This window comes from Cytobacillus purgationiresistens (assembly GCF_030813235.1).
Lineage (GTDB): Bacteria > Bacillota > Bacilli > Bacillales > Cytobacillaceae > Cytobacillus > Cytobacillus purgationiresistens.
Genome location: NZ_JAUSUB010000014.1, coordinates 66,251 through 84,881 on the forward strand (window position 1 = coordinate 66,251; position 18,631 = coordinate 84,881).

The window sequence follows — 18,631 nt, forward strand, 5'->3', positions numbered from 1 at the left end:
TCTTATTAGTATAATATACCTAATTTCCCCACTTAGGTAAGCATAAAATCACCACTTCTTTTGACCCTTCAATGTCGTAATATGCGCCAAATGGTGACAGCCATGCCATGCGTATCGGCCGATATTTTCCCCTACTGAAATGATTCCTGAATCAGGATGATAGAATGTTTTATCCAGCTCTTCAGTCATCAGGTTTTTCAGTACGACTATCCACCGCAGATGGAGCGTTTCAATTAAGGAAAGCGAAACCTCGACTGGCAATTGATAATCAGGCAGCTTTGCCCACTCACCCTCCTCATACCCCTTAATTGCAGGTTGATCCTCCGTGAGGGCAAGTTTACATCGTATGTATGCATTCATGTGACTATCGGCAATATGATGGACGACCTGCCGAAGGGTCCAGCCTTCTTCCCTATATGGTGTATCCAGCTGTTCATTACTTAATCCCTCCACAGCTTTTCTCAGCATTTGCGGCAAGTTAGCAATTTCCATGATCCAATCCTGAATGACACCGGTTGTTAGTTTACCTTCAAAATCAAATTTACCGATTGGATATCTCACGTCTATCATAAGATCACTTCCTTCTTCTCAAGTTTTTTCTTCCTGTAAATGCTTTGAACAATTATATAGCAAACAGGACCACCCTTTTTCCACCTTTTCAATAATGGATATAGATGTGTTATCGATAAAAGTTGTTTTAACTCTCTCGGGAAAAAGCTGTTTAAATGTATTTCCAATAATCCCGCCATGAGTGACGAGCAACACTTTTTTTCCATGATAGCGTTCAACTATTTCTTCCATTAGTGCGATTGTCCGCTGCGCTCCTGCTTCACCTGTCTCCATTCCCAGAGCAAGGTCGAACCATTTTTCTCCCCATCTTGCCTGCCTGTCTTCCTCAGTGGTCCCCTCGATCTCGCCACCTGATAACTCTCGAAGGCGTTCATCTTTTATTACGTCCTCTAAGCCCAATTGAGCAGCGATCATTTCAGCTGTTTTAGCAGCTCGCTGGAGGTCGCTTGAAATGATGATATCCCAATTCTCTTCGGCAGCTAATCGACGTGCAATTGCCCTTGCTTGCTGAATGCCTGTTTCATTAAGGGGAATATCTGACAGACCTTGCGCTTTTCTCAACACATTCCATTCAGTAATTCCGTGTCTGACAAATCCAATGGTTGGCAATTAATTCAACTCCTTAACCGATAATTTATCTGCAGCTATATGCTTTATGCAGTTATAGAGTGTGCAGTCCCACACATTGTCTATGTGCTTCAATATCGTAATTGCCGTATTCTCTATCAGTGTACGCTGAAATCGTTCTGGCAATAAATACTGCAATGTGATGCCAATGAAAGCACCATGACTCACAACAAGAACTCTTTTGCCTTCATATTTTTCGATGATTTCATTGAGAAAGGTGATGCCTCTCTTTGCAACTGCCTCTCTTTTTTCCATGCCAAGGTCCAAGGAACGCCAGTCTGCTCCCCATTTTCCTTGCCGGTCATCCTCTGTTGTTCCTTCAATCATCCCACAATCAATTTCTCGAATTCTTTCGTCACAGATAACATTTGGATGCCCTGTCGCCTCTGCAATGATTTGGGCTGTCTCTGCAGCTCTCTTCAAATCACTGGAAACAATGATATCCCATTCCTCTTCAGCTGCTAATCTTCTGCCTAATGCATGAACCTGGTCTTTACCCGTCTCATCTAATGGAATATCAGATAACCCTTGTGCTTTCATTAATTTATTCCACTCAGTAACACCATGCCTTACTAAACCTACCGTCGTCATAGAAGCCTCCCTTTTATCTATAATCAGGGAGGGATGCTATTCCCTTATCTAACTATATATATGTATCTATCTATCTTTCATTCAAAACACCCAGTTTAAGAAAATCCCAAAATTCATCTACTGTAAGAAAAGCAGAATCAGGAATGATAGAGAATTCTTTGGTCTGACCATCGGGAAGCCAATGAACACCTGCAGTATAAATATTTGCTTTTAATCCTGCCATAATATCCGCATCACTATCCCCTAGAAAGATCGAATCTTCTGGTTCCTCACCTAAGCGTTGGAGAGCAGTGAATATCCCTTCTGGGTCGGGTTTTGGCTTTATGACATCATCTCCTGTTATAATGACATCAAATTTCCCTTCCATTCCCAATACCTTTAATGAAATGTCCAAGCTTCTCCGCGCTTTCCCAGTTACGATTCCCAGCTTAACGCCATGTTCTTTTAAAAACGAAATTAAACCATCAATCTCATGATTGACATGCACGAATTGATGGTGTTTGTTTTCATATATGGTGTAATACAGTTCAATCGCCTGTTCTTTTTCTTCATGCTTAAGGTTTTTTCTTATGATTCCTGTTTCTGAGGGGCCAAACATTGCTTTCACTTTTTCCGCAGAAAGATCGCATTTATCGAAAGTATTAAAAACGACTTGAAAGGCGTGGATACATAGCGGCAAAGTATTCGCTAATGTTCCGTCAAAATCAAAGAGTACGGCTCGAATATCGATCACCTCCATCTTATTATTATAGTATAAAATTATTAAAATATTTAGTTTTCTTTAGATTTTTTTCTGCCATATCTTAATAATACAACACCCGAACTGAAACGGCGTGATTCAATATGCTCCATATTCATTAATTTATTTGCTTGAAACATCTGCTTTCCCTCACCCAAAAGGATTGGATGAATGTATAGCCGATATTCATTAATTAAATCAAGCTCTATAAAAGCTGATGCAATTTCAGAGCCACCAAGGTCCATATCCTTGCCAGCCTGTTCTTTCAGCCTTGATATCTCAGCTTTGAGATCATCATTCACTAAACGTGCATTCTATTCTACATGGGTCAGTGTTTTTGAAAACACTACTTTTTTGACACTCTTCCATTTCTGAGAGTATCTCACTTCCTCTGCTGTTGCACTCGGGTTTTGCTCAGCTTCAGGTCAATAGCTGGCCATATTTTCATATAATCTTCGTCCATACAGATGAGTATCAATTTCCTGTTCCAGCTCATTAAAATGCTAAAGAGAGCTCCTCATCTGGTAAAGACCAATTAATATTTCCGTCCTTTGATTCAATGAATCCATCCAGTGACACCATCATCGAATAAATAACTTTTCTATGCCGATCCATTATGCCTTCACCACTCCCAGAACAAAGCCATCGTAGCCTTTTTCACCAACTGTTTGAATAGCGGTGGATTCAATGCGAGAGTCTTCTGCCAATAGCTCTAAAAATCCACGGACTCCTTGAATATTAGGATCTTCTGAATTCTCCTCAATTACCTTTCCTTCACGAACAATATTATCCCCGATAATAAGAGCTCCAGGGTTTGCCAGCTCTAGTGCCATTCTTAAGTAATGCGGATTATTGGGCTTGTCCGCATCGATAAAGATCAAATCAAATCCTGCATCGTTTGTCTGCTGAAGCACCGATAATGATTCAATGGCTAAGCCTTCAATCACTTCGACTTTACTTTCTAGCCCTGCGATTTTAATATTTTCATTGGCAATCTTCGCATGGGCAGGATGATGCTCAAGTGTTACTAGTCTCCCTTTCTCCGGTAAAGCCCGCCCCATCCATATGCTGCTATAGCCCCCTAGGGTGCCGATTTCTAGAATATTCTTTGCCCCTTTTAGCTTGGCAAGTAAGTACAAGAGCTTCCCTTGGTTGGGAGAAACATCAATCGCAGGCAGACCCGCCTCACGATTGGCTTTAAGAACAGCCGATAATACTGCATCATCTTCTTGAAGTGTATCACTTAAATAATGATCAACTGCTTTCCACACCTGGGAGTCACTCATGGTTTTCTCTCCTTTTCTTCAATATAAAAGCTGATCCAATCACTCCTGCTGTAAACGCTACAACCCCGCCAAGCAAACAAACTGGAAGAGACTGAGTAGAAAAATAAAGAATCCAAAAGGCGCATATAGTTAAACCAAAAGGAAGAATCCAATTCATAGCTACCTTCTCCTTTCACTCTATATTCACCTTTATCCCTTCACAGTACAATCAAAACTCCAAAATGATACATTACGCTTAAAGACCTACATTTTCCTGCAAAAAACGATATTTTCTTTCTTTTACATCAACAATCGCCTGTTGAAGCATTTTTTTATCAAAGTCAGGGAAGTATCGCTCCGTAAACCATAGCTCTGCCTTTGCGGACTGCCATACAAGGAAATTACTCAGCCGCTTCTCTCCACCGGTGCGTATGATAATGTCAGGGTCAGGCAGCCCATGGGTATATAAATAGTTCTCTATCATCTCATCATTAATTTGTTCAATTTGTACGTTCTGGGAATGGATTTCTTTCATTAATGACTTCACTGCCGATAAAATTTCAGCCCTTCCTCCATAATTCATTGCAAAATTAACAATAAGTCCATCATTGTTTTTTGTCGTACTAATCGCGCTTGCAACGGCTTCTCTTGTATGAACAGGCAATCCATTTATATCTCCTGAAACACATACCTTAATATTCTTCTCCATAAAAGTTGGGAGTTTTTCTTTTAAAAAGATTGCAGGCAGATCCATTAAATAATTGACTTCATCCTTGGGTCTTTTCCAATTTTCAGTAGAGAAGGCATATAAGGTTAATACTTTTATACCGATTTCAACTGAAGAATAAATGAGCTCCTCCATTGCCTTTGAACCCGCATAATGACCTTCGCTTCGAGATAAACCACGTTGTTTCCCCCATCTTCCGTTTCCATCCATGACGATGGCGATATGCAACCCTGTTTTCATATATTATTCACTCCATCATTTTAAATATATTTTCATACATTGGATTCTGCCACAGCTGGATAAGTCGGCTCTTTCACTGCTTTGCTATTCAAATCCAATAGGTTCGGAGCTTTAAATCCATTTGAGTAGTCAGAATCATAGTTCCATTGTTTACAAGATAAATTAGCTCTCACTGCCTGTGAATAGGGTTTTCCGATTAATCCCCAGAGACAGAGGCAATTAGTTGTTGATCGAAATGACTAATTAGAACCTATTATTATGAATGTCATCTCACTCTCATTAATGGATCTTTTTGTTTTCCAAACATTTGATAGAGATGACTTAATTTAGAATTTCTTCATTTTTCATAGAATGAAATCAACTCATTCTTACACTTAATGACGAATAGAATCGAAAAAAGTTTCTAATGGAGATCTTTATTATTCTTATAATTTAAATGTGGATTTAGGCTTTTGTCTTACATTCCAAGTAACTTATATTCTTTTTGGACGACGTAAAAAAAAAACAGACTCATCTATGAGAGTCTGTCCAGAGTGTGGCAAAATTTAAGAATACTTTCTAATAAAGACTAGGTGTAAAAGAATTATACTGCCCTATCTATTTATGATTCTGTGGTAGATAGGGCAGTAAATACCAAGACCTTTCGACAACAGATCAACTTATATTTTACTTAACAATAAAACTTCTTAAGGCCATCCTCTAGCAAATCCACTGCAAATTCCAGCTGGCTTTTACTAACTATCAGCGGAGGATGCCAGGTAATGCAGTTGCCTCCTGAAACTTTAAATGAAAGTCCATTTTCCAGACAATAATAAAGCAGTTTTTCTGCTAGATTGTCATGCTTTTCTTTCGTTTTTCGATCGATAACTAGCTCTAGAGTGATTAATAATCCAGCAATGCGAATATCGCCAATACAATCATATTTTTCATAAAGCCTTTGAAGCAGAGCCTCTGCATAAAGAGATTGAGAATGGCAGTTTGCCTCTAATTTATAATTGTCAATATAATTGATGGTCGCACAAATTGCCGCGCTGCCTAACGCTGGTTTTTCATGTGTGTAATGTCCTAAAGAAATATCGCCGGCAATGTCATACTTTGTTTTCACCAGTACAGCGGCTTGTGGAAGCACGCCCCCTCCAAGCCCTTTTCCTAGCACCAACAAATCAGGCTCTATTCCGTATCTTTGATGAACATAGAATGTACCGCTTCTCATCAGCGCTGTAGGTATCTCGTCAAAAATAAGTAGAATGCCATGCGCATCACAGATTTCTCGCAATCTTGCAAAATAGGATAACGGCGGGATATGCGTATCCGTTGCTCTTATCGGCTCAAGCAGGATGGCTCCGATTTCACCTTCATGCCGTATTGTATACTCTAAATAATCCAAACATATCCCCGCTGCTTCCTCAGGAGACTCACAGCGGAATAGATTGCGATAACCATTATAGGGCATCACCTTAATCATCCCGGGTAAAAGCGGACCGATATCCTTTTAAAAAACAAATTCTCCACCAGCAGAAATCGTATCCAGCCCTGCTCCATGAAACGATTCCCACATCGAGATGACTTTATGACGCCCGGTAACTTTACGGGCGATTTTCATGGCCAGTCCCACTGCTGCACTGCCAGATGGAGTAAATAGAACTTTATAACCCTTTGATGTCGTTTTATTTATTAAAGCTTCAGCCGCCTGAATGGTAATATCTGCTGTATATCGTCTAGGAATAAACGGAAGATGATCCATCTGTTTCTTAATCGCTTCCACCACATAAGGGTTTTTATACCCCACTTGATGGACGCTATTCCCGTGGAAATCGAGATACTTCTTACCGTTTAAATCCGTAATATTACACCCGTCCGCATCCACAATTCCATTTAAGCATGGAGTGGACATCGATTGCTTCATGAAAACCTGTTCATCGGCCCCGATTCTCTCTAAGCTCACTTCACTTAGTCGTTTCATCCACTCTTCTCGCCCATTGCTTGTATTCACATCGCCTTCTCGCTGCAAATTGAGATTACTTCCCATGCGAAATCAGCTGTTCTTCCGCTAGTAAGCGATTAATTTCTTCAATTAAACCTGGCAGCTCTCCCATCGTTTCAATCGTTGATAAGTGCTGTTAGCCTTGAATCCATTTGTAATCGGCGATTGGCATTACCTCAGGCTTTCTAACATCTGAGATAATAAAATCAATTTCACTCAAGGTTTCAATCTTATAGTTCGCTCTCACCCCAATTTTTGTTGAATCACTCAAAATATAGGATTGCTTCGAATTGGAAATAAATATTTTTGAAAGCATGCATTTATCTAAGTCATAACTAGTAATACCCGCATCTGGATCGATCCCGTCAATTGCAACAAAAGCCTTATCAACGAAAAACTCCTTTGCCATCCTCTCCGCTAACGAGCCGGATGTACGAAAATGATTACTTCTGACATTGCCTCCCAAGAAGATAATCTCCCCCATAAAGCCTTTCTGTTCCTCATATCCCATCAGCTTCACTACAAGTGGAAAAGAGTTAGTTATCACCGTCAAACCTTCAATATTTTTGAGAGAAGAAGCCATTTGAAGTGTCGTGCTCCCCTCATCTATAAAAATGACATCTCCCTTTTCTATGATCAATGCCGCCTTCTTTCCAATGATTCTCTTCTTATCGATATTTAAAATTTCCCGCTCAAACATTGATAATTCATTAGGCATCGTATCAATCCTCACCGCACCGCCATATACCTTTTTAATTTTCTTCTCGCCTTCCAACTCTTCCAAATGACGCCGGATTGTTTCAGTAGATACATTAAAATCCTTTGCAAGCTCATTGACCTTCACCTGCCCTTGATGATCAACAAGCTCAACGATTCTCTTTTTTCTTTCTTCTGCTAATACTGACATGTATCAATCTCCTTAATCTTTGTTTCTAGTGGAATTAAATTACATATTCATGTTTTTTATTTTGCTTTATGTGGTTTCTCGTGTTATTTTGTTGTTTCTTAGTATATAGACAACAATAACATATGTATATCATCATGTGAGATAACCTTACAAAGCTTTTACATTATTTTAAAAATTTTAATAATAGGTTAAGAAAGTTTACATTGATTTTTACTGGTAGAGATTTGTGATAAATCTTGAAAGTTGCAAGATTTATCAACAAAAAAAATCAAAAAAGGTGATAATAACGCATATTAATGCAAAAAAAAAGGCTGTGAGGGTTCACAACCAAAGGACGTTATTATCGCTCTAATTCAATATACTCTCTAAATAGCTTCCAATCATTATCTTCTTTAGTGAAGATAAACATGCATTTTGCCGGAAAGGGTTCGCCATCAACCAAGTTGGTTTCCGTACCTAGTACAACGTAATCCTCGCTGCCTCTTCTTTCGGAATAAGATAGCACTTCAAAGCTTTTTTCCGCTTGCTTATATTGTTTAAGCACGCTATTCAAATCATAGTAGTAGTCGTAAACATCTGGTTCCTTCATACCGGAATGTGCCCAGTATCCTTTAAAGTCTTCGGACATGAGACCTCTAATCTTCTCGCCATCCTTCGTTGTGAATGCTTCATTCCATGCTTGAAAATACCGATCTAATGCAGCTTGAATATCCAAATGGTTTCCTCCTAAAGAATAGACAAAAGTATCTGATGATTGATTATTGAGTAAGAATGATTGCCCTTATTGCAACTGGTTTCACCCTAAACAATCAGTCTTCCCTACCGTATCGTTTTTTAAAGTCTGGGCTGATTTCACTCCAGACATCAAATAGATTTCCATCTAGATCTTGAAAAATAAAGTTTCTGCCTGCATGACCTCTGTTTTCAATGTCTCCCGTTAATACATCTTGAGCAGCCAACTCGCTATGCAGATTTTCAAGTGCATCTAGACCGTCTACTTCAAATGTCATCGTAAATCGTTCATCTCCGTTGTATGCAATAAAGTTGGCCGTCTCTTCGCTTGCTGCTTTGACTAGAAAGAAGCTTTGGTTTGCTAGATTAATTATCGCCTTTTCCTTATCTTTATAGTTAAGAACTGCCCCTAGTTTATGAACATACCATGCCGTCGCTTGATCGATGTGCTGAACCGGGAGATATGTAGTGCCTACTCGCATTAATTTCCCTGTCATTGTTATCCCTCCTCGTACTATTTATAAATTTCGCTATCATAGAAATAAAGTCCTTTTGTTTATAAAATTTCAGGTAAGCCAAATTGATACATCTCTAGTGCAATGTTATGACTAGTTAACGTATTAAGGGTGGAGCCATACGGTTTTGTAAATACCATCGGGTAATCAATCTCATCTAAGTCAGGATTGACAGAAAAAGCAAGCTTCTCTTCTTCGATCGAAAATTCTGCCTGAACGCCTGGTTTATTTCCGCGTGCATCCAATCGAATCCATTTTTTTATGGAATGAAGAAAAATTGCATTTAAAGCATGTATACAGTAACCCCCTTCTGGAGAATCAAATAACATGAGCCTTTGATAACAAAAGCCTGTCGGAATCTCTTCACTCCGCAATAGAGCAGCAAGCAAATGCGATTTTCCATAACAAATGCCCTCCTTATACTCCAGCACTTCAGAAGCCTTGCATATTATTCTGTCACTTTGGATATCCCAAGAATGATTCACATGATCCCGGACGTATTCATAAGCTACTTTCACTTTCTCGATGTCGGACTGAGCATCGTGAAATATTTCCTCTCTCAGTGCCTGTATAATCGGGTGGGTGAAATCAACCGTTTCAAGCTCCTGAAGATAATCTCCCAGATGATAAGTCTCAAGTTTTAGCTTCATTTTTAGATCTCCTCTTTACATTTCGAACTATTTTTCTATTATATCTATTTTCCTCTAAACAGAACAAGTGTTTTGTTGTAGAATGATAGATGGTTATATTTTTTTAAAGGTGGAATGCAAAGTGAATGGAACAGCACACGCGGCTATTGGAGCTGCCGCAGGCTTTATTACAGCGAACACTTTTCAGTCCACTCCAACTGAGACGGCCATTTTAATTGGGCTGGGTACTGTATCTGCACTCGTCCCCGATCTCGATATCGATGGAAAGCTGAGGGGAAGAATTACGCTATCCCACAAAGTCATCCAAGCAGCGGCACAGATCATCGGAATGCTCATGATTTTCTATAGCCTTTATGAAGGAGAAGCCGCAGATACATGGATTGGCATTGGTATAGGAGTGGCCATGATCACTATATCCTCACTTATCAAGCAGAGGCATATGTTAACAGTGACCGGAGTAGGCGTGATCGCCTGTGGAGTTTCCTTACAGGAACCTTGGCTGATTATGCTAGGAATTTATATTTTCGTCGCATCGTTTGTCTCCCATCGAGGTTACACACATTCAATTGCTGGGATAATCTTTTACGGCATGATTGCATATGGATTTGAAGCTTCTGTTCAAATCGATGGAGCCTATTTAGCCTGCTTAACTGGGTATATTAGTCATTTAGCAGCAGATATGAAAATCTTTCCGATTAATAAACGCGGAATAAAATTATTTTTACCAGTCTCATCGAAAGAAGTTTAAGAGAGTCCCGATTGTTGGACTCTCTTTTTCTATTCTTCCATCGGCAAGAATGCATGGGCAGTTTACATTTTTATGAGAGATTTCATCTTAATCTCTCAACTGAAACTTTTTCCATTATCCATTCGTATATTTTTTATTGGAGGAATTTTTATGAAGAGAAAACTTATTTTTACAGCATTTATCCTTATGATCATCTCTGGCTGCAGCAAGCTGGATACCTCGGAACTTAAAGTGAGTAAACCGGAAAATGAGATATCAGAAGAACAAGCCAAGAATATTCCGATTACCTATGAAGCTCCTTCTATGGAGATTGCATTGGAGGCCTTACCATTTGACGTACATTTGCCTGAAGAGCTTCCCTTTGATTCAGCCCCATTCAATCTGCCAACCATTATGGACGTGAATCATGATGGAAGAACGATAATGCTCCACTTCATGACACATGATCAAAATAATGAAGAAAATATATTGATTATTGAAGCTGATTATCCTGTTACTGAGTATTCGGTTCCTAATTCCGAAGAAGTAACCCTTGCGAATAACCTAACCGGATCATATGCTGAAAATACCATCTCATTTTTAGTTGCTGAAGTGAACTATGGCATCACCTATCTAAATGAAGACCTCACACCAGAGCAACGACAAGAAGAAACAATAGATCTCGCAAACCAAATAATCAATAAAAAATAGTAGAGCCAATCAAAGGTTCCTTTATTTTTTCATATAGAGGGTATGAGTAGATAACAAAAGGGACCCAAATATGGGCCCCTCTCAATTATATTTCGTTTGTAAAAATTTCATCGAGTGAAGAATTAAATCTATTAAAACATCGACATTAATATCTGCTACTTTATTAATATAAACACATGCTTTTCCAGATGTATGCTTGCCAAAATGCTCTAATAGGTGCTCCCTTTCTGGCTCGCCTGTAGCAAAATAAAGACTAATTTTTGCTTTGCGTGGCGAAAACCCTACAAAAGGAGCATCACCTTCATGACCCGTATCGTACTTGTAATGATAGGAGCCGAAGCCAATAATGCTTGGACCCCACATTTTCGCCTGATAGCCTGTTGTTTCAGTAAATAAATCTAATAATCGATAGGCATCTTCTCGTTTCTTTGGACTTTCAACAGCTTCTATAAATTCTATTACACTGCGATCATTTTCCTTCGTTTTCAATTCATATGACATATAAAAATACCTCCTTGTAGCTTAGTATAGTGTGAATTCTTCTTCCTTCACAGTTTTCTCTTCTTTATTTATCACCAAACGAAACCTTTTTCTTCCAAATTCGAATGATTAGATAAGAAACGGGGGAACCGCAAATGAAGAAATGGTTAGCATTTATGTTCATCTCCATACTATTTTTTGGATTAGCAGGCTGTTCAAATAATGAGGCAGAAATAAAAGCTTTTGTAAAAGAGTATAAGACGAAGCAATATACTGTGACAGACCCTGCTCACCCGCCCGATGGCCGAGAGTTTACCGAAGAGTTCAAGGGTTATTTATCAGATGAACTGTATGAAAAAATGATGATCAACCGCTTTTATGATATCATTCCTAAATTCTCCGAGCGAACAGGATTCAAAATTGAACTGAAGGACGTAAAGCTTGAAGAAGTTAACACCGAAGACGACTTGACCAGCTATAAATACACGCTTGAATTACTTTTTGACAACGGAGAAGAAACAGAGACCATCGAACGGAAAGGTGAACTAACAATATCTACGGAGGATAAATTTAAATTAACAAGAGACTGGGAAAACAGAACTTCAGAAATTTGGGGAGAAAAATTCTAATCTAAAAACCGCTTACGAGTATCTGGTGAAGGGAGCGTACAGCTCTCCTTTTTCCCAAACCATTTGTACCTATTTTTCGCAAGGATATTATAGAAAACATCTCGGATGGGCTTGGGCACGATGATTAGTCCATATAGGAGCTTCCATCCTCCCGATAAATGACGGAAAACATTCAATGCTGCCGAGGAGCGATCGTGGCATTGATTCCCATCGATAAAAATAAAACTATCCGTATCTGCTGGGACATCGTACTGCTGCAATAGCTTTTGACCTGCGTCACCTTGTAAAGAAGCAAATCTAAAGAGGGCTTCATCATCTCGTTTAAGTATAAACTGAACACTGCGATCACAGAAATTACATTCGCCATCAAACAAAATAATTTTCTCCATTAAAAGCCCTCCCTTTTGTATGATTGTAACATCCACTTATCATAAAAACTCGTATGAAGGTCTGTGGTAAAAGTGCTTATTAGAAATTTTGTTAAGGTTTTTTTCTTATTTTTTGGTGTTTCGTACAATCGAAAAGGAACTCAATATCACACATGCTTACCAAATTTCCTTCGCCTTCTCTAACCCTTCAAAGCTTATAGGGTACCGCTGCATCGAAAATGGGCATATCTTATTATAATCCTTAATTTTTTTATTGATTTTATTCATATCCTCTTTTTCTTTTGCTTGATGAACCAATTGGGATATCTCTTTTTGAAGCTCAAGCCAAGGTGGCAAAAAACCTGCATCCTTCGCAATCTTTTGGAAGTTTTGAAATATATCCTGTTGATAATAATTGTTTGGAAGCGGCTTTCCCTTGCCTGGTAAATCCTTCGTATCCGAGTTCTTTAAAATTTCACCTATCAAATCATTGTATTTCTCAGTCATAGCATGATTCCTCCCCAATGATTAATTACACTTACCTAATTTAATCTTATCATATAATTATCCAAAAATAGGTAATTAATATTGAGAATTTTGTGACATTTCAATTATTTCCCCTACAAAAGTTTAACCAAGAATGATATTGGTCTTTCGTCGGAAAGAGGTCCAATAGCTGACATGTGGCCGTGGCAAATTCTGCAAAGGCAGTTCCCTTTGCTGTAATGATGTTGTTCTCGACCAGAATATTCTCTCCAGTATAGGTAGCCCCTTCAAAAAGGTGATGATTTCTTTCATATGTATGAGCCAGGCAAGTGAATGACTTCCCTTTCAATAATCCAGCTTTACCAAGCAAAACAGCAGAAGCACAAATTGAAGCAATCGGAATCGACTGTTTCACAGCCGCTTGCAATACTTGGCTAACACTCTCTTCGTCTATCATTTCACCAATGCCATCCCCACCTGAAATAAGGATAAGGTCAAATTCATTGACCTTGATTTCAGTGAGTTTAGTCTCTGCATGAACCTTTAATCCACCAATGCTTTCAACAGGGAGACCATTCACCGTAACTGTTACAATCTCAGCCTTCCCGACTTTTCTTAATAGAAACAGCACATGACCGATTTCAAAGTCAGCATACTGTGGATATGCTAAGAATAGTACTTTCAACATATTCTCTCCCTTTTTCAAAAAAATTGATAATCTATTGAGACCACTAATGATCAAATCTAGACTTCAAAAGCACACGCTTAATCCTCTCACGATCATATTCTCCAACTAATTTCTTAAAATTCTCGTAAACTGGCAGAAGTGTACCCCCATCTGCAGCAACCACTTCACATCCTCGATCATCATATATGAAGAAAATCAGCTTTTTGCTGACATTCATGAAAAAAACATCAGGGTATCGATACTCCCTGCCAAATGCTGGAGTGAGCTTATGAAAATCCTCATGACATGCCGCCTGTATTATTTGTATGTAGCGTAAATCCTGTTTTTTACATGTCAAACTGAACCTTTGTATCGTTTCTCCCTCTTCTGTCAAATCAGGTAAGGTACTCGCTTCTATTCTATATTTCAATTTCCAATTTTTAAGGCGACGATTAAATACTTTTAGACGTTTATGTTTTCCGCCTTCTTTCTTATATACCTGTGCTACCAGAAGAATTTTATCCTCTTCTGAAAAAAGAGCATGAAAAATAGCCAGAACCTCTGAGTAAACCACTTTAAACATTTCTTTATTTAATGTCCCATCATCGTTGAGTTGATAGAAATCTTGCGCTAATTCGAAATGAATCCCTATTTCAGCTTGACCATATAAGCTTCCTTCAAGCCTTATACCTGAAAAATTGTCTTCTAAAAACTCTTCCACACTTATCATACTTTCACCTCACCTTATTTTCCAATATTATCCCCGTTGTTTCAAGCGGAGACAATAAAGAGGCTGTCCCCAAAGGGTGAAATCAGCAAAAAGAGAAGCCAATAAAAAAACAAGAATGCTGTTAAATCAGCATTCTTGTTTAAAGAAAATGGTGTCGATAAGTCGAAATTCAACCTATTGGAAACCATAAAAGTAAAAATAAGCAAACTTCTGTGGATTTGGAGAAGCAGCCTCTCAGCTCCTGCGGAAGAAGCGAGATAGACGCGTAGCGACGAAACTGCTAGCCCCGCGGTAAGCTTCGAAAAACCCCTACCATACTAAATTTGCCTACATGCAAAAACCATATATAAATATATATCGTTCGAAACTCTCAAAAGAGTCAGCATTATGGTGAAACATCTATGATTTAAATCTATCGTCGGTTTTTCAATCTACCCACCATCTAAAAAACTACATCTATTTTATAAATTTCCTCTAACGTTTTGCCTTTTGCTCTTTTTAACACTTCAATTCTAGCATTCAATTGCTTCTGCATAAAGGCATGATTACCCGCCACTGCTACGCCAAATGGGTTCACTTCCTCAGGAGCTTCGCTGATTTGAAGGGCCAATGGCATCAATTCTTGTAATTTGCCTAACACATATTCAAGCATGCTTGCATCCTCAGAAATGAGGCGCTGTAATAAGAAGGTTCCAAAACCAATATGCCGTGATTCGTCTCTTTTAATATTGGTTATTCCCTCGAGTAAGCCAGGCATTTTATTGATATTTACGAGATTTTGATAGAACGTCCAGTATCCACTTTCCGCGAGAATCCCTTCAGTAAACATATTATAAACAACTGCTGCACCCGCAATAGCCTTAGGTGACTGATCCTTCAATAAACGCTCCATTGTCTCAGGGAGTATCTCATCAAATAATTTTCGATATGCAGGAGTATGCAATGAATTCAATTCGCCCTGCACACCTATTTTTTGTAATAGCAGGCTAAAGAAATCCGTATGCTTCGCCTCCTCAAATAAAAAGGTGGTTAAATACATCTCTTCTTCAAATTGACCAGTCTTTGATATCGCATAGATTAATGGAAGAACATCTTTGGTGACAGCTTCCTCAGCACTATAAAAGAAAGAAATGAGCGTAAGCAGTGATTCCCGCTGCTCACCCGATAAGGACTCCCAATCTGCCTTGTCTCTACTAAAGTCAATATTCCTTGGATCCCAAGTGCCAAACTTCTTCGCTTTTTCATAAAGCTTAAATGGTAATGACTCTCGATTAATTCCTCGTTCACTAGTAGACGCATAATATCTCATATACATTCCTCCTAAATTTCTTATATCATTTTATTTAATAATATTAAAATAATGAGATAATATTCCTGGAGATTCACTAGTTTTCCAAATAACAATTTACGAAGCTGTTCAATCGCTGATTTTACATTCTAATATCTATACAAAAATAATTTAATCTACAACCAATCAGTATATAAGGAGATATTCGTTTATAAAAAGACTTCAGGTTGACTTCATGGTAAAAGAGGACTGGGAACAAGTGAGCCAAATTTATATGGACGGTATAGCAACCTGGAATGTCACTTTTGAAGCAGCGGCGCCTACATGGCAAGTATGGAATCAAGTATGCCGTCTCGTTGCGAGGTCTGGTCCAGAAATATTAGGCTAGGCAGCATTGTCTCCCTATCAAAGCGCCCTGTTTATTCTGGTGTAGCTGAAGTAAGCGTGTATATCAAACCATCAGCTGCTGGGCAAGGCATAGGCACCTTGCTGCTTAGTTTATCAAACATTTTGACAATTCACACTATAATTTGTAATTTTTTCTATTTATGATAATATATATTAAATGGATTTATTGTATTTTTTTGGATAAGGTGTGTGTTTAATTGGAAAAAAAGGAAAAATACAGGTACTACCTTTCCCTTACCCTCGTAGGTATATTTGGTGTTCCTATTATGACAAATAATGCAGTTAATTCTAATTGGGAGAACTTATCTTTACCTGCTCTTCTTGTATTTGCTAGTTTATTAATAGTTGGAGTAATAGGTTTAATATATACAAAAATGAGACAAGATACGAAGAATTAAATGTATTCGATAAGGCGTTCACCCGCATTTGGCGAGATTGGAAAGACGAAGCACTATGCTCTAATTTTCTAATTCTGCATGTAGCCTCCTCTTCCCTTCCCCATTTTCCTTTTTTTGATAAATGATGGGACGGTTGTCATTATGATGGTGGCTAATAAGGGATTTTTATATAATACGTAACCTATTCAATCAAATATCAGTCTAAAAAAGTAAACTGCAAAGGACCATTGTCATGACCAAAAAAGCGTTTCTCATCCCGATATCGATTCTTCTTATCTTTAGCATCGCCTTCATTGGTATGATTCTTTTCCGATATGAATCCGCTGATGATCTATATGGATTTCCAATCCCTAGAGATGCAAAGATTACTAAGCAGAAAGAGGCTTTCTATGAACCTGATTGGTGGGCGGCGTCACAAGAACAAAAAGATGGTCTCCCTCTTACCTATCGTCTGCGTCTAAAGCTCGATGGCTGGGAAATGAAAGAAAGACAAGGTGAATGGGCGGCTTATGTAAAAGAGGAAAAATCTCTAAATGTCATCTCAACCGTCGATTATTTATCCGTCTGGCATGAATGAAAGAGCTGCGAACATATTCGCAGCTCTTTTTGCTTTAGTGTGAGAAAGGAATCTCTAATTTTAATTCGCTAATTTCTTCTCGATAGCCTTCTTTATTTATATCAGCTGGTTTAAGAGTGAGTGAATGTGGAGCAGAGTCCATAGGCGGCAATTCCAACACCATCTCGTGTCCGAAATTCCCTGCCATGCCAGCCTGGAGCTTTATTCCATCATAAACTTTGCCTTTATCATCTACCACAGTAAAATCGAACCATGGCCATGTATCATTTTCATCCATAACCGCAGGATAATCTACTCTTAAATCTATCCTTGTTGACAAAGGCGAAAATATTACTTTTTCAGCTGTTATCGCATATTTTTTGTCACTGGTTTCAGCAGTGACACCTGGCAATACTGTTTCTATATTTCCATCTAATTTTTCAAGCGGGAAGTTTACTTGCCAATTTCCCTTATAGCCAAATAAATCTTCACCATGAACTGCAACATTAATTTTATCGTTATCCTGATCATTATTCGCCAGCGTAAATTGGTGGTATTCAATGATTTTATTCGGTTCAATAGGATCTTGTGCTTTAGTACCCATCACTTCCTCAATTGGCTGTCCATTAATAGTGACTTCATTTTTCCCGACTCTTCCCTCTTCAAGTGAAAGATCATTTTCACCAGTGTACTCTACCGTTACTACCAATCGTCCTCCATCATAAATAGCTTCCTTTACTGTCATTGTTATGCCATTCTGACTATCTTGTATATCTATAGGCGTTGCTAATTGATCTTTTTGAATCTGGTCTGAAGCAATATCGCGAAATTCCGCATAAATAGGCCCGATGAATGGAAGATTGGATAGCCCTGCCGCCATGCCTGTGGACACAAATCCGGAGCCAAGCAAGGTAATGCATAATCCGCATGCAACCAGGGCAGAATGCTTGGTAATTTTTGTGATTTTACTTCTCTTTTTCCCTTGGGCCATAGCTGCCCTCTCCCTCGCTACTAGTTTATCAACCGGTATCTCAATGTTCTCCATAGAATGGTTCAACTTTTCTTTATTCATAAAAATAACCCTCCTTTAGAATCGGTCTAAGCCCTTTTTGCGCTCTATTTAATTGAGATTTGACTGTTCCCTCAGGTGAATTCATGATGTGGGCAATTTCCTTAATGGATAAATCATGATAATACCTCAACAAAATAATCGTTTTGGATTTGGCATCCAAGAATTTAAATGCTTCAGACAGATCCATAGAAAGAGCGCTTAAATCAACATTTTCACTTGAAATTAACTTAGAAAAAACCCTTTCATCATCCGTCGGAAAATGACGAGACTCTTTTCTTATAAAATCAATGGACTTAAAAACAAGAATCTTTATAATCCAGCTTTGAAAGCTCTCAGGTTTTTTTAGGGTCTTTAAAGAAGTGTACGCTTTGTATATCGTTTCTTGGTAAATATCGAGGGCATCCTGTTCATTTCTAACATAAGAATAGGCTGTTCTATATAATTTGTGACGAACAGTACTAATCAATTGTTCAAATGCTTCATCATCGCCCTTTTTAGCTTTTTTCACGAGCTTTTCAATCTCCATTTTGATTCCCCCCTCCTTTTCATACTTAAGTCGATTGA

Annotated in this window: 26 protein-coding genes and 1 pseudogene; 6 read left to right on the forward strand and 21 right to left on the reverse strand. The window is 38.5% G+C overall.

Annotated features, from left to right (window positions below; translation table 11 throughout):
* Nucleotides 1-48: 48 nt before the first annotated feature.
* The 13 genes and pseudogenes from J2S17_RS15790 to J2S17_RS15850 form a co-directional block, all read right to left on the reverse strand.
* Nucleotides 49-570, reverse strand: coding sequence for a YfiT family bacillithiol transferase (locus J2S17_RS15790; RefSeq protein ID WP_307476442.1), 522 nt, complete (start codon nucleotides 568-570; stop codon nucleotides 49-51).
* 18 nt (nucleotides 571-588) lie between these two features.
* On the reverse strand, nucleotides 589-1,179 hold the full coding sequence (locus J2S17_RS15795) for a histidine phosphatase family protein (RefSeq protein WP_307476444.1): 591 nt from the start codon (nucleotides 1,177-1,179) through the stop codon (nucleotides 589-591).
* Nucleotides 1,180-1,788 (reverse strand): histidine phosphatase family protein, encoded by a 609-nt coding sequence (locus tag J2S17_RS15800; protein WP_307476446.1) that lies wholly within the window; start codon nucleotides 1,786-1,788, stop codon nucleotides 1,180-1,182.
* Nucleotides 1,789-1,858: 70 nt separating this feature from the next.
* The gene (locus tag J2S17_RS15805) at nucleotides 1,859-2,527 is read right to left on the reverse strand and encodes an HAD family hydrolase (RefSeq protein ID WP_307476448.1); all 669 of its coding nucleotides are present in this window, start codon (nucleotides 2,525-2,527) and stop codon (nucleotides 1,859-1,861) included.
* 32 nt (nucleotides 2,528-2,559) lie between these two features.
* Nucleotides 2,560-2,829, reverse strand: coding sequence for a dihydrofolate reductase family protein (locus J2S17_RS15810; protein ID WP_307476450.1), 270 nt, complete (start codon nucleotides 2,827-2,829; stop codon nucleotides 2,560-2,562).
* A 312-nt stretch (nucleotides 2,830-3,141) separates the two neighbouring features.
* Nucleotides 3,142-3,813 (reverse strand): O-methyltransferase, encoded by a 672-nt coding sequence (locus tag J2S17_RS15815; RefSeq protein WP_307476451.1) that lies wholly within the window; start codon nucleotides 3,811-3,813, stop codon nucleotides 3,142-3,144.
* A complete protein-coding gene (locus tag J2S17_RS15820; protein WP_307476453.1) occupies nucleotides 3,806-3,970 on the reverse strand; it encodes a hypothetical protein in 165 nt (54 codons plus the stop codon). Before J2S17_RS15820 ends, J2S17_RS15815 begins: the two co-directional genes overlap by 8 nt.
* 78 nt (nucleotides 3,971-4,048) lie before the next feature.
* The gene (gene uppS, locus J2S17_RS15825; protein ID WP_307476455.1) at nucleotides 4,049-4,759 is read right to left on the reverse strand and encodes an undecaprenyl pyrophosphate synthase; all 711 of its coding nucleotides are present in this window, start codon (nucleotides 4,757-4,759) and stop codon (nucleotides 4,049-4,051) included.
* A 670-nt stretch (nucleotides 4,760-5,429) separates the two neighbouring features.
* Nucleotides 5,430-6,788: pseudogene (gene pbfA, locus J2S17_RS15830) on the reverse strand ((R)-1-hydroxy-2-aminoethylphosphonate ammonia-lyase).
* Nucleotides 6,789-6,879: 91 nt separating this feature from the next.
* Nucleotides 6,880-7,650 carry a DeoR/GlpR family DNA-binding transcription regulator gene (locus J2S17_RS15835; RefSeq protein ID WP_307476458.1) on the reverse strand — a complete coding sequence of 257 codons (771 nt, stop codon included), beginning with the start codon at nucleotides 7,648-7,650 and terminating at the stop codon, nucleotides 6,880-6,882.
* Between the two features lie 340 nt (nucleotides 7,651-7,990).
* Nucleotides 7,991-8,365 (reverse strand): nuclear transport factor 2 family protein, encoded by a 375-nt coding sequence (locus J2S17_RS15840; RefSeq protein WP_307476459.1) that lies wholly within the window; start codon nucleotides 8,363-8,365, stop codon nucleotides 7,991-7,993.
* Between the two features lie 94 nt (nucleotides 8,366-8,459).
* Entirely contained in the window at nucleotides 8,460-8,879 is a 420-nt protein-coding gene (locus tag J2S17_RS15845) for a VOC family protein (RefSeq protein WP_307476461.1), read from the reverse strand.
* 59 nt (nucleotides 8,880-8,938) lie between these two features.
* Nucleotides 8,939-9,547, reverse strand: coding sequence for a transglutaminase-like domain-containing protein (locus tag J2S17_RS15850; RefSeq protein WP_307476463.1), 609 nt, complete (start codon nucleotides 9,545-9,547; stop codon nucleotides 8,939-8,941).
* Between the two features lie 121 nt (nucleotides 9,548-9,668).
* On the opposite strand from J2S17_RS15850, the gene J2S17_RS15855 reads away from it, so the two are divergent.
* Together J2S17_RS15855 and J2S17_RS15860 are read left to right on the forward strand one after the other, a co-directional pair.
* Nucleotides 9,669-10,295 (forward strand): metal-dependent hydrolase, encoded by a 627-nt coding sequence (locus J2S17_RS15855; protein ID WP_307476465.1) that lies wholly within the window; start codon nucleotides 9,669-9,671, stop codon nucleotides 10,293-10,295.
* Nucleotides 10,296-10,445: 150 nt separating this feature from the next.
* Nucleotides 10,446-10,985 carry a hypothetical protein gene (locus J2S17_RS15860; RefSeq protein WP_307476467.1) on the forward strand — a complete coding sequence of 180 codons (540 nt, stop codon included), beginning with the start codon at nucleotides 10,446-10,448 and terminating at the stop codon, nucleotides 10,983-10,985.
* Between the two features lie 81 nt (nucleotides 10,986-11,066).
* On the opposite strand, the gene J2S17_RS15865 is transcribed toward J2S17_RS15860, so the two are convergent.
* Nucleotides 11,067-11,486 (reverse strand): DUF1801 domain-containing protein, encoded by a 420-nt coding sequence (locus tag J2S17_RS15865; protein ID WP_307476469.1) that lies wholly within the window; start codon nucleotides 11,484-11,486, stop codon nucleotides 11,067-11,069.
* 134 nt (nucleotides 11,487-11,620) lie between these two features.
* Here J2S17_RS15865 and J2S17_RS15870 point away from each other — a divergent pair, with 134 nt between their 5' ends.
* Complete coding sequence (locus tag J2S17_RS15870; RefSeq protein ID WP_307476471.1) at nucleotides 11,621-12,094, forward strand: hypothetical protein; 474 nt, start codon at nucleotides 11,621-11,623, stop codon at nucleotides 12,092-12,094.
* Here J2S17_RS15870 and J2S17_RS15875 read toward each other — a convergent pair.
* The 5 genes from J2S17_RS15875 to J2S17_RS15895 all read right to left on the reverse strand — a co-directional run bounded on the left by J2S17_RS15875 (nucleotide 12,091) and on the right by J2S17_RS15895 (nucleotide 15,654).
* Nucleotides 12,091-12,483: a thiol-disulfide oxidoreductase DCC family protein gene (locus J2S17_RS15875; RefSeq protein ID WP_307476473.1), complete on the reverse strand. Its 393-nt coding sequence runs from the start codon at nucleotides 12,481-12,483 to the stop codon at nucleotides 12,091-12,093. The two genes, J2S17_RS15870 and J2S17_RS15875, sit on opposite strands and share 4 nt — an antisense overlap.
* 156 nt (nucleotides 12,484-12,639) lie before the next feature.
* Nucleotides 12,640-12,969, reverse strand: coding sequence for a DnaJ family domain-containing protein (locus J2S17_RS15880; RefSeq protein ID WP_307476475.1), 330 nt, complete (start codon nucleotides 12,967-12,969; stop codon nucleotides 12,640-12,642).
* A 100-nt stretch (nucleotides 12,970-13,069) separates the two neighbouring features.
* The gene (locus J2S17_RS15885; RefSeq protein ID WP_307476478.1) at nucleotides 13,070-13,636 is read right to left on the reverse strand and encodes a DJ-1/PfpI family protein; all 567 of its coding nucleotides are present in this window, start codon (nucleotides 13,634-13,636) and stop codon (nucleotides 13,070-13,072) included.
* A gap of 43 nt (nucleotides 13,637-13,679) precedes the next feature.
* Nucleotides 13,680-14,345, reverse strand: a complete 666-nt coding sequence (locus tag J2S17_RS15890; protein WP_307476480.1) for a DUF3885 domain-containing protein — start codon at nucleotides 14,343-14,345, stop codon at nucleotides 13,680-13,682.
* A 442-nt stretch (nucleotides 14,346-14,787) separates the two neighbouring features.
* Complete coding sequence (locus J2S17_RS15895; protein WP_307476482.1) at nucleotides 14,788-15,654, reverse strand: R2-like ligand-binding oxidase; 867 nt, start codon at nucleotides 15,652-15,654, stop codon at nucleotides 14,788-14,790.
* Nucleotides 15,655-15,868: 214 nt separating this feature from the next.
* On the opposite strand from J2S17_RS15895, the gene J2S17_RS15900 reads away from it, so the two are divergent.
* The 3 genes from J2S17_RS15900 (at nucleotide 15,869) to J2S17_RS15910 (ending at nucleotide 17,016) form a co-directional block, all read left to right on the forward strand.
* Nucleotides 15,869-16,021, forward strand: a complete 153-nt coding sequence (locus J2S17_RS15900) for a hypothetical protein (RefSeq protein ID WP_307476484.1) — start codon at nucleotides 15,869-15,871, stop codon at nucleotides 16,019-16,021.
* A 217-nt stretch (nucleotides 16,022-16,238) separates the two neighbouring features.
* Nucleotides 16,239-16,439, forward strand: a complete 201-nt coding sequence (locus J2S17_RS15905; protein WP_307476486.1) for a hypothetical protein — start codon at nucleotides 16,239-16,241, stop codon at nucleotides 16,437-16,439.
* Between the two features lie 232 nt (nucleotides 16,440-16,671).
* The gene (locus J2S17_RS15910) at nucleotides 16,672-17,016 is read left to right on the forward strand and encodes a hypothetical protein (RefSeq protein ID WP_307476488.1); all 345 of its coding nucleotides are present in this window, start codon (nucleotides 16,672-16,674) and stop codon (nucleotides 17,014-17,016) included.
* Nucleotides 17,017-17,050: 34 nt separating this feature from the next.
* On the opposite strand, the gene J2S17_RS15915 is transcribed toward J2S17_RS15910, so the two are convergent.
* Together J2S17_RS15915 and J2S17_RS15920 are read right to left on the reverse strand one after the other, a co-directional pair.
* Nucleotides 17,051-18,067, reverse strand: a complete 1,017-nt coding sequence (locus J2S17_RS15915; RefSeq protein ID WP_307476489.1) for a DUF4179 domain-containing protein — start codon at nucleotides 18,065-18,067, stop codon at nucleotides 17,051-17,053.
* Nucleotides 18,060-18,593: a sigma-70 family RNA polymerase sigma factor gene (locus J2S17_RS15920; protein WP_307476491.1), complete on the reverse strand. Its 534-nt coding sequence runs from the start codon at nucleotides 18,591-18,593 to the stop codon at nucleotides 18,060-18,062. Before J2S17_RS15920 ends, J2S17_RS15915 begins: the two co-directional genes overlap by 8 nt.
* Nucleotides 18,594-18,631 lie beyond the last annotated feature (38 nt).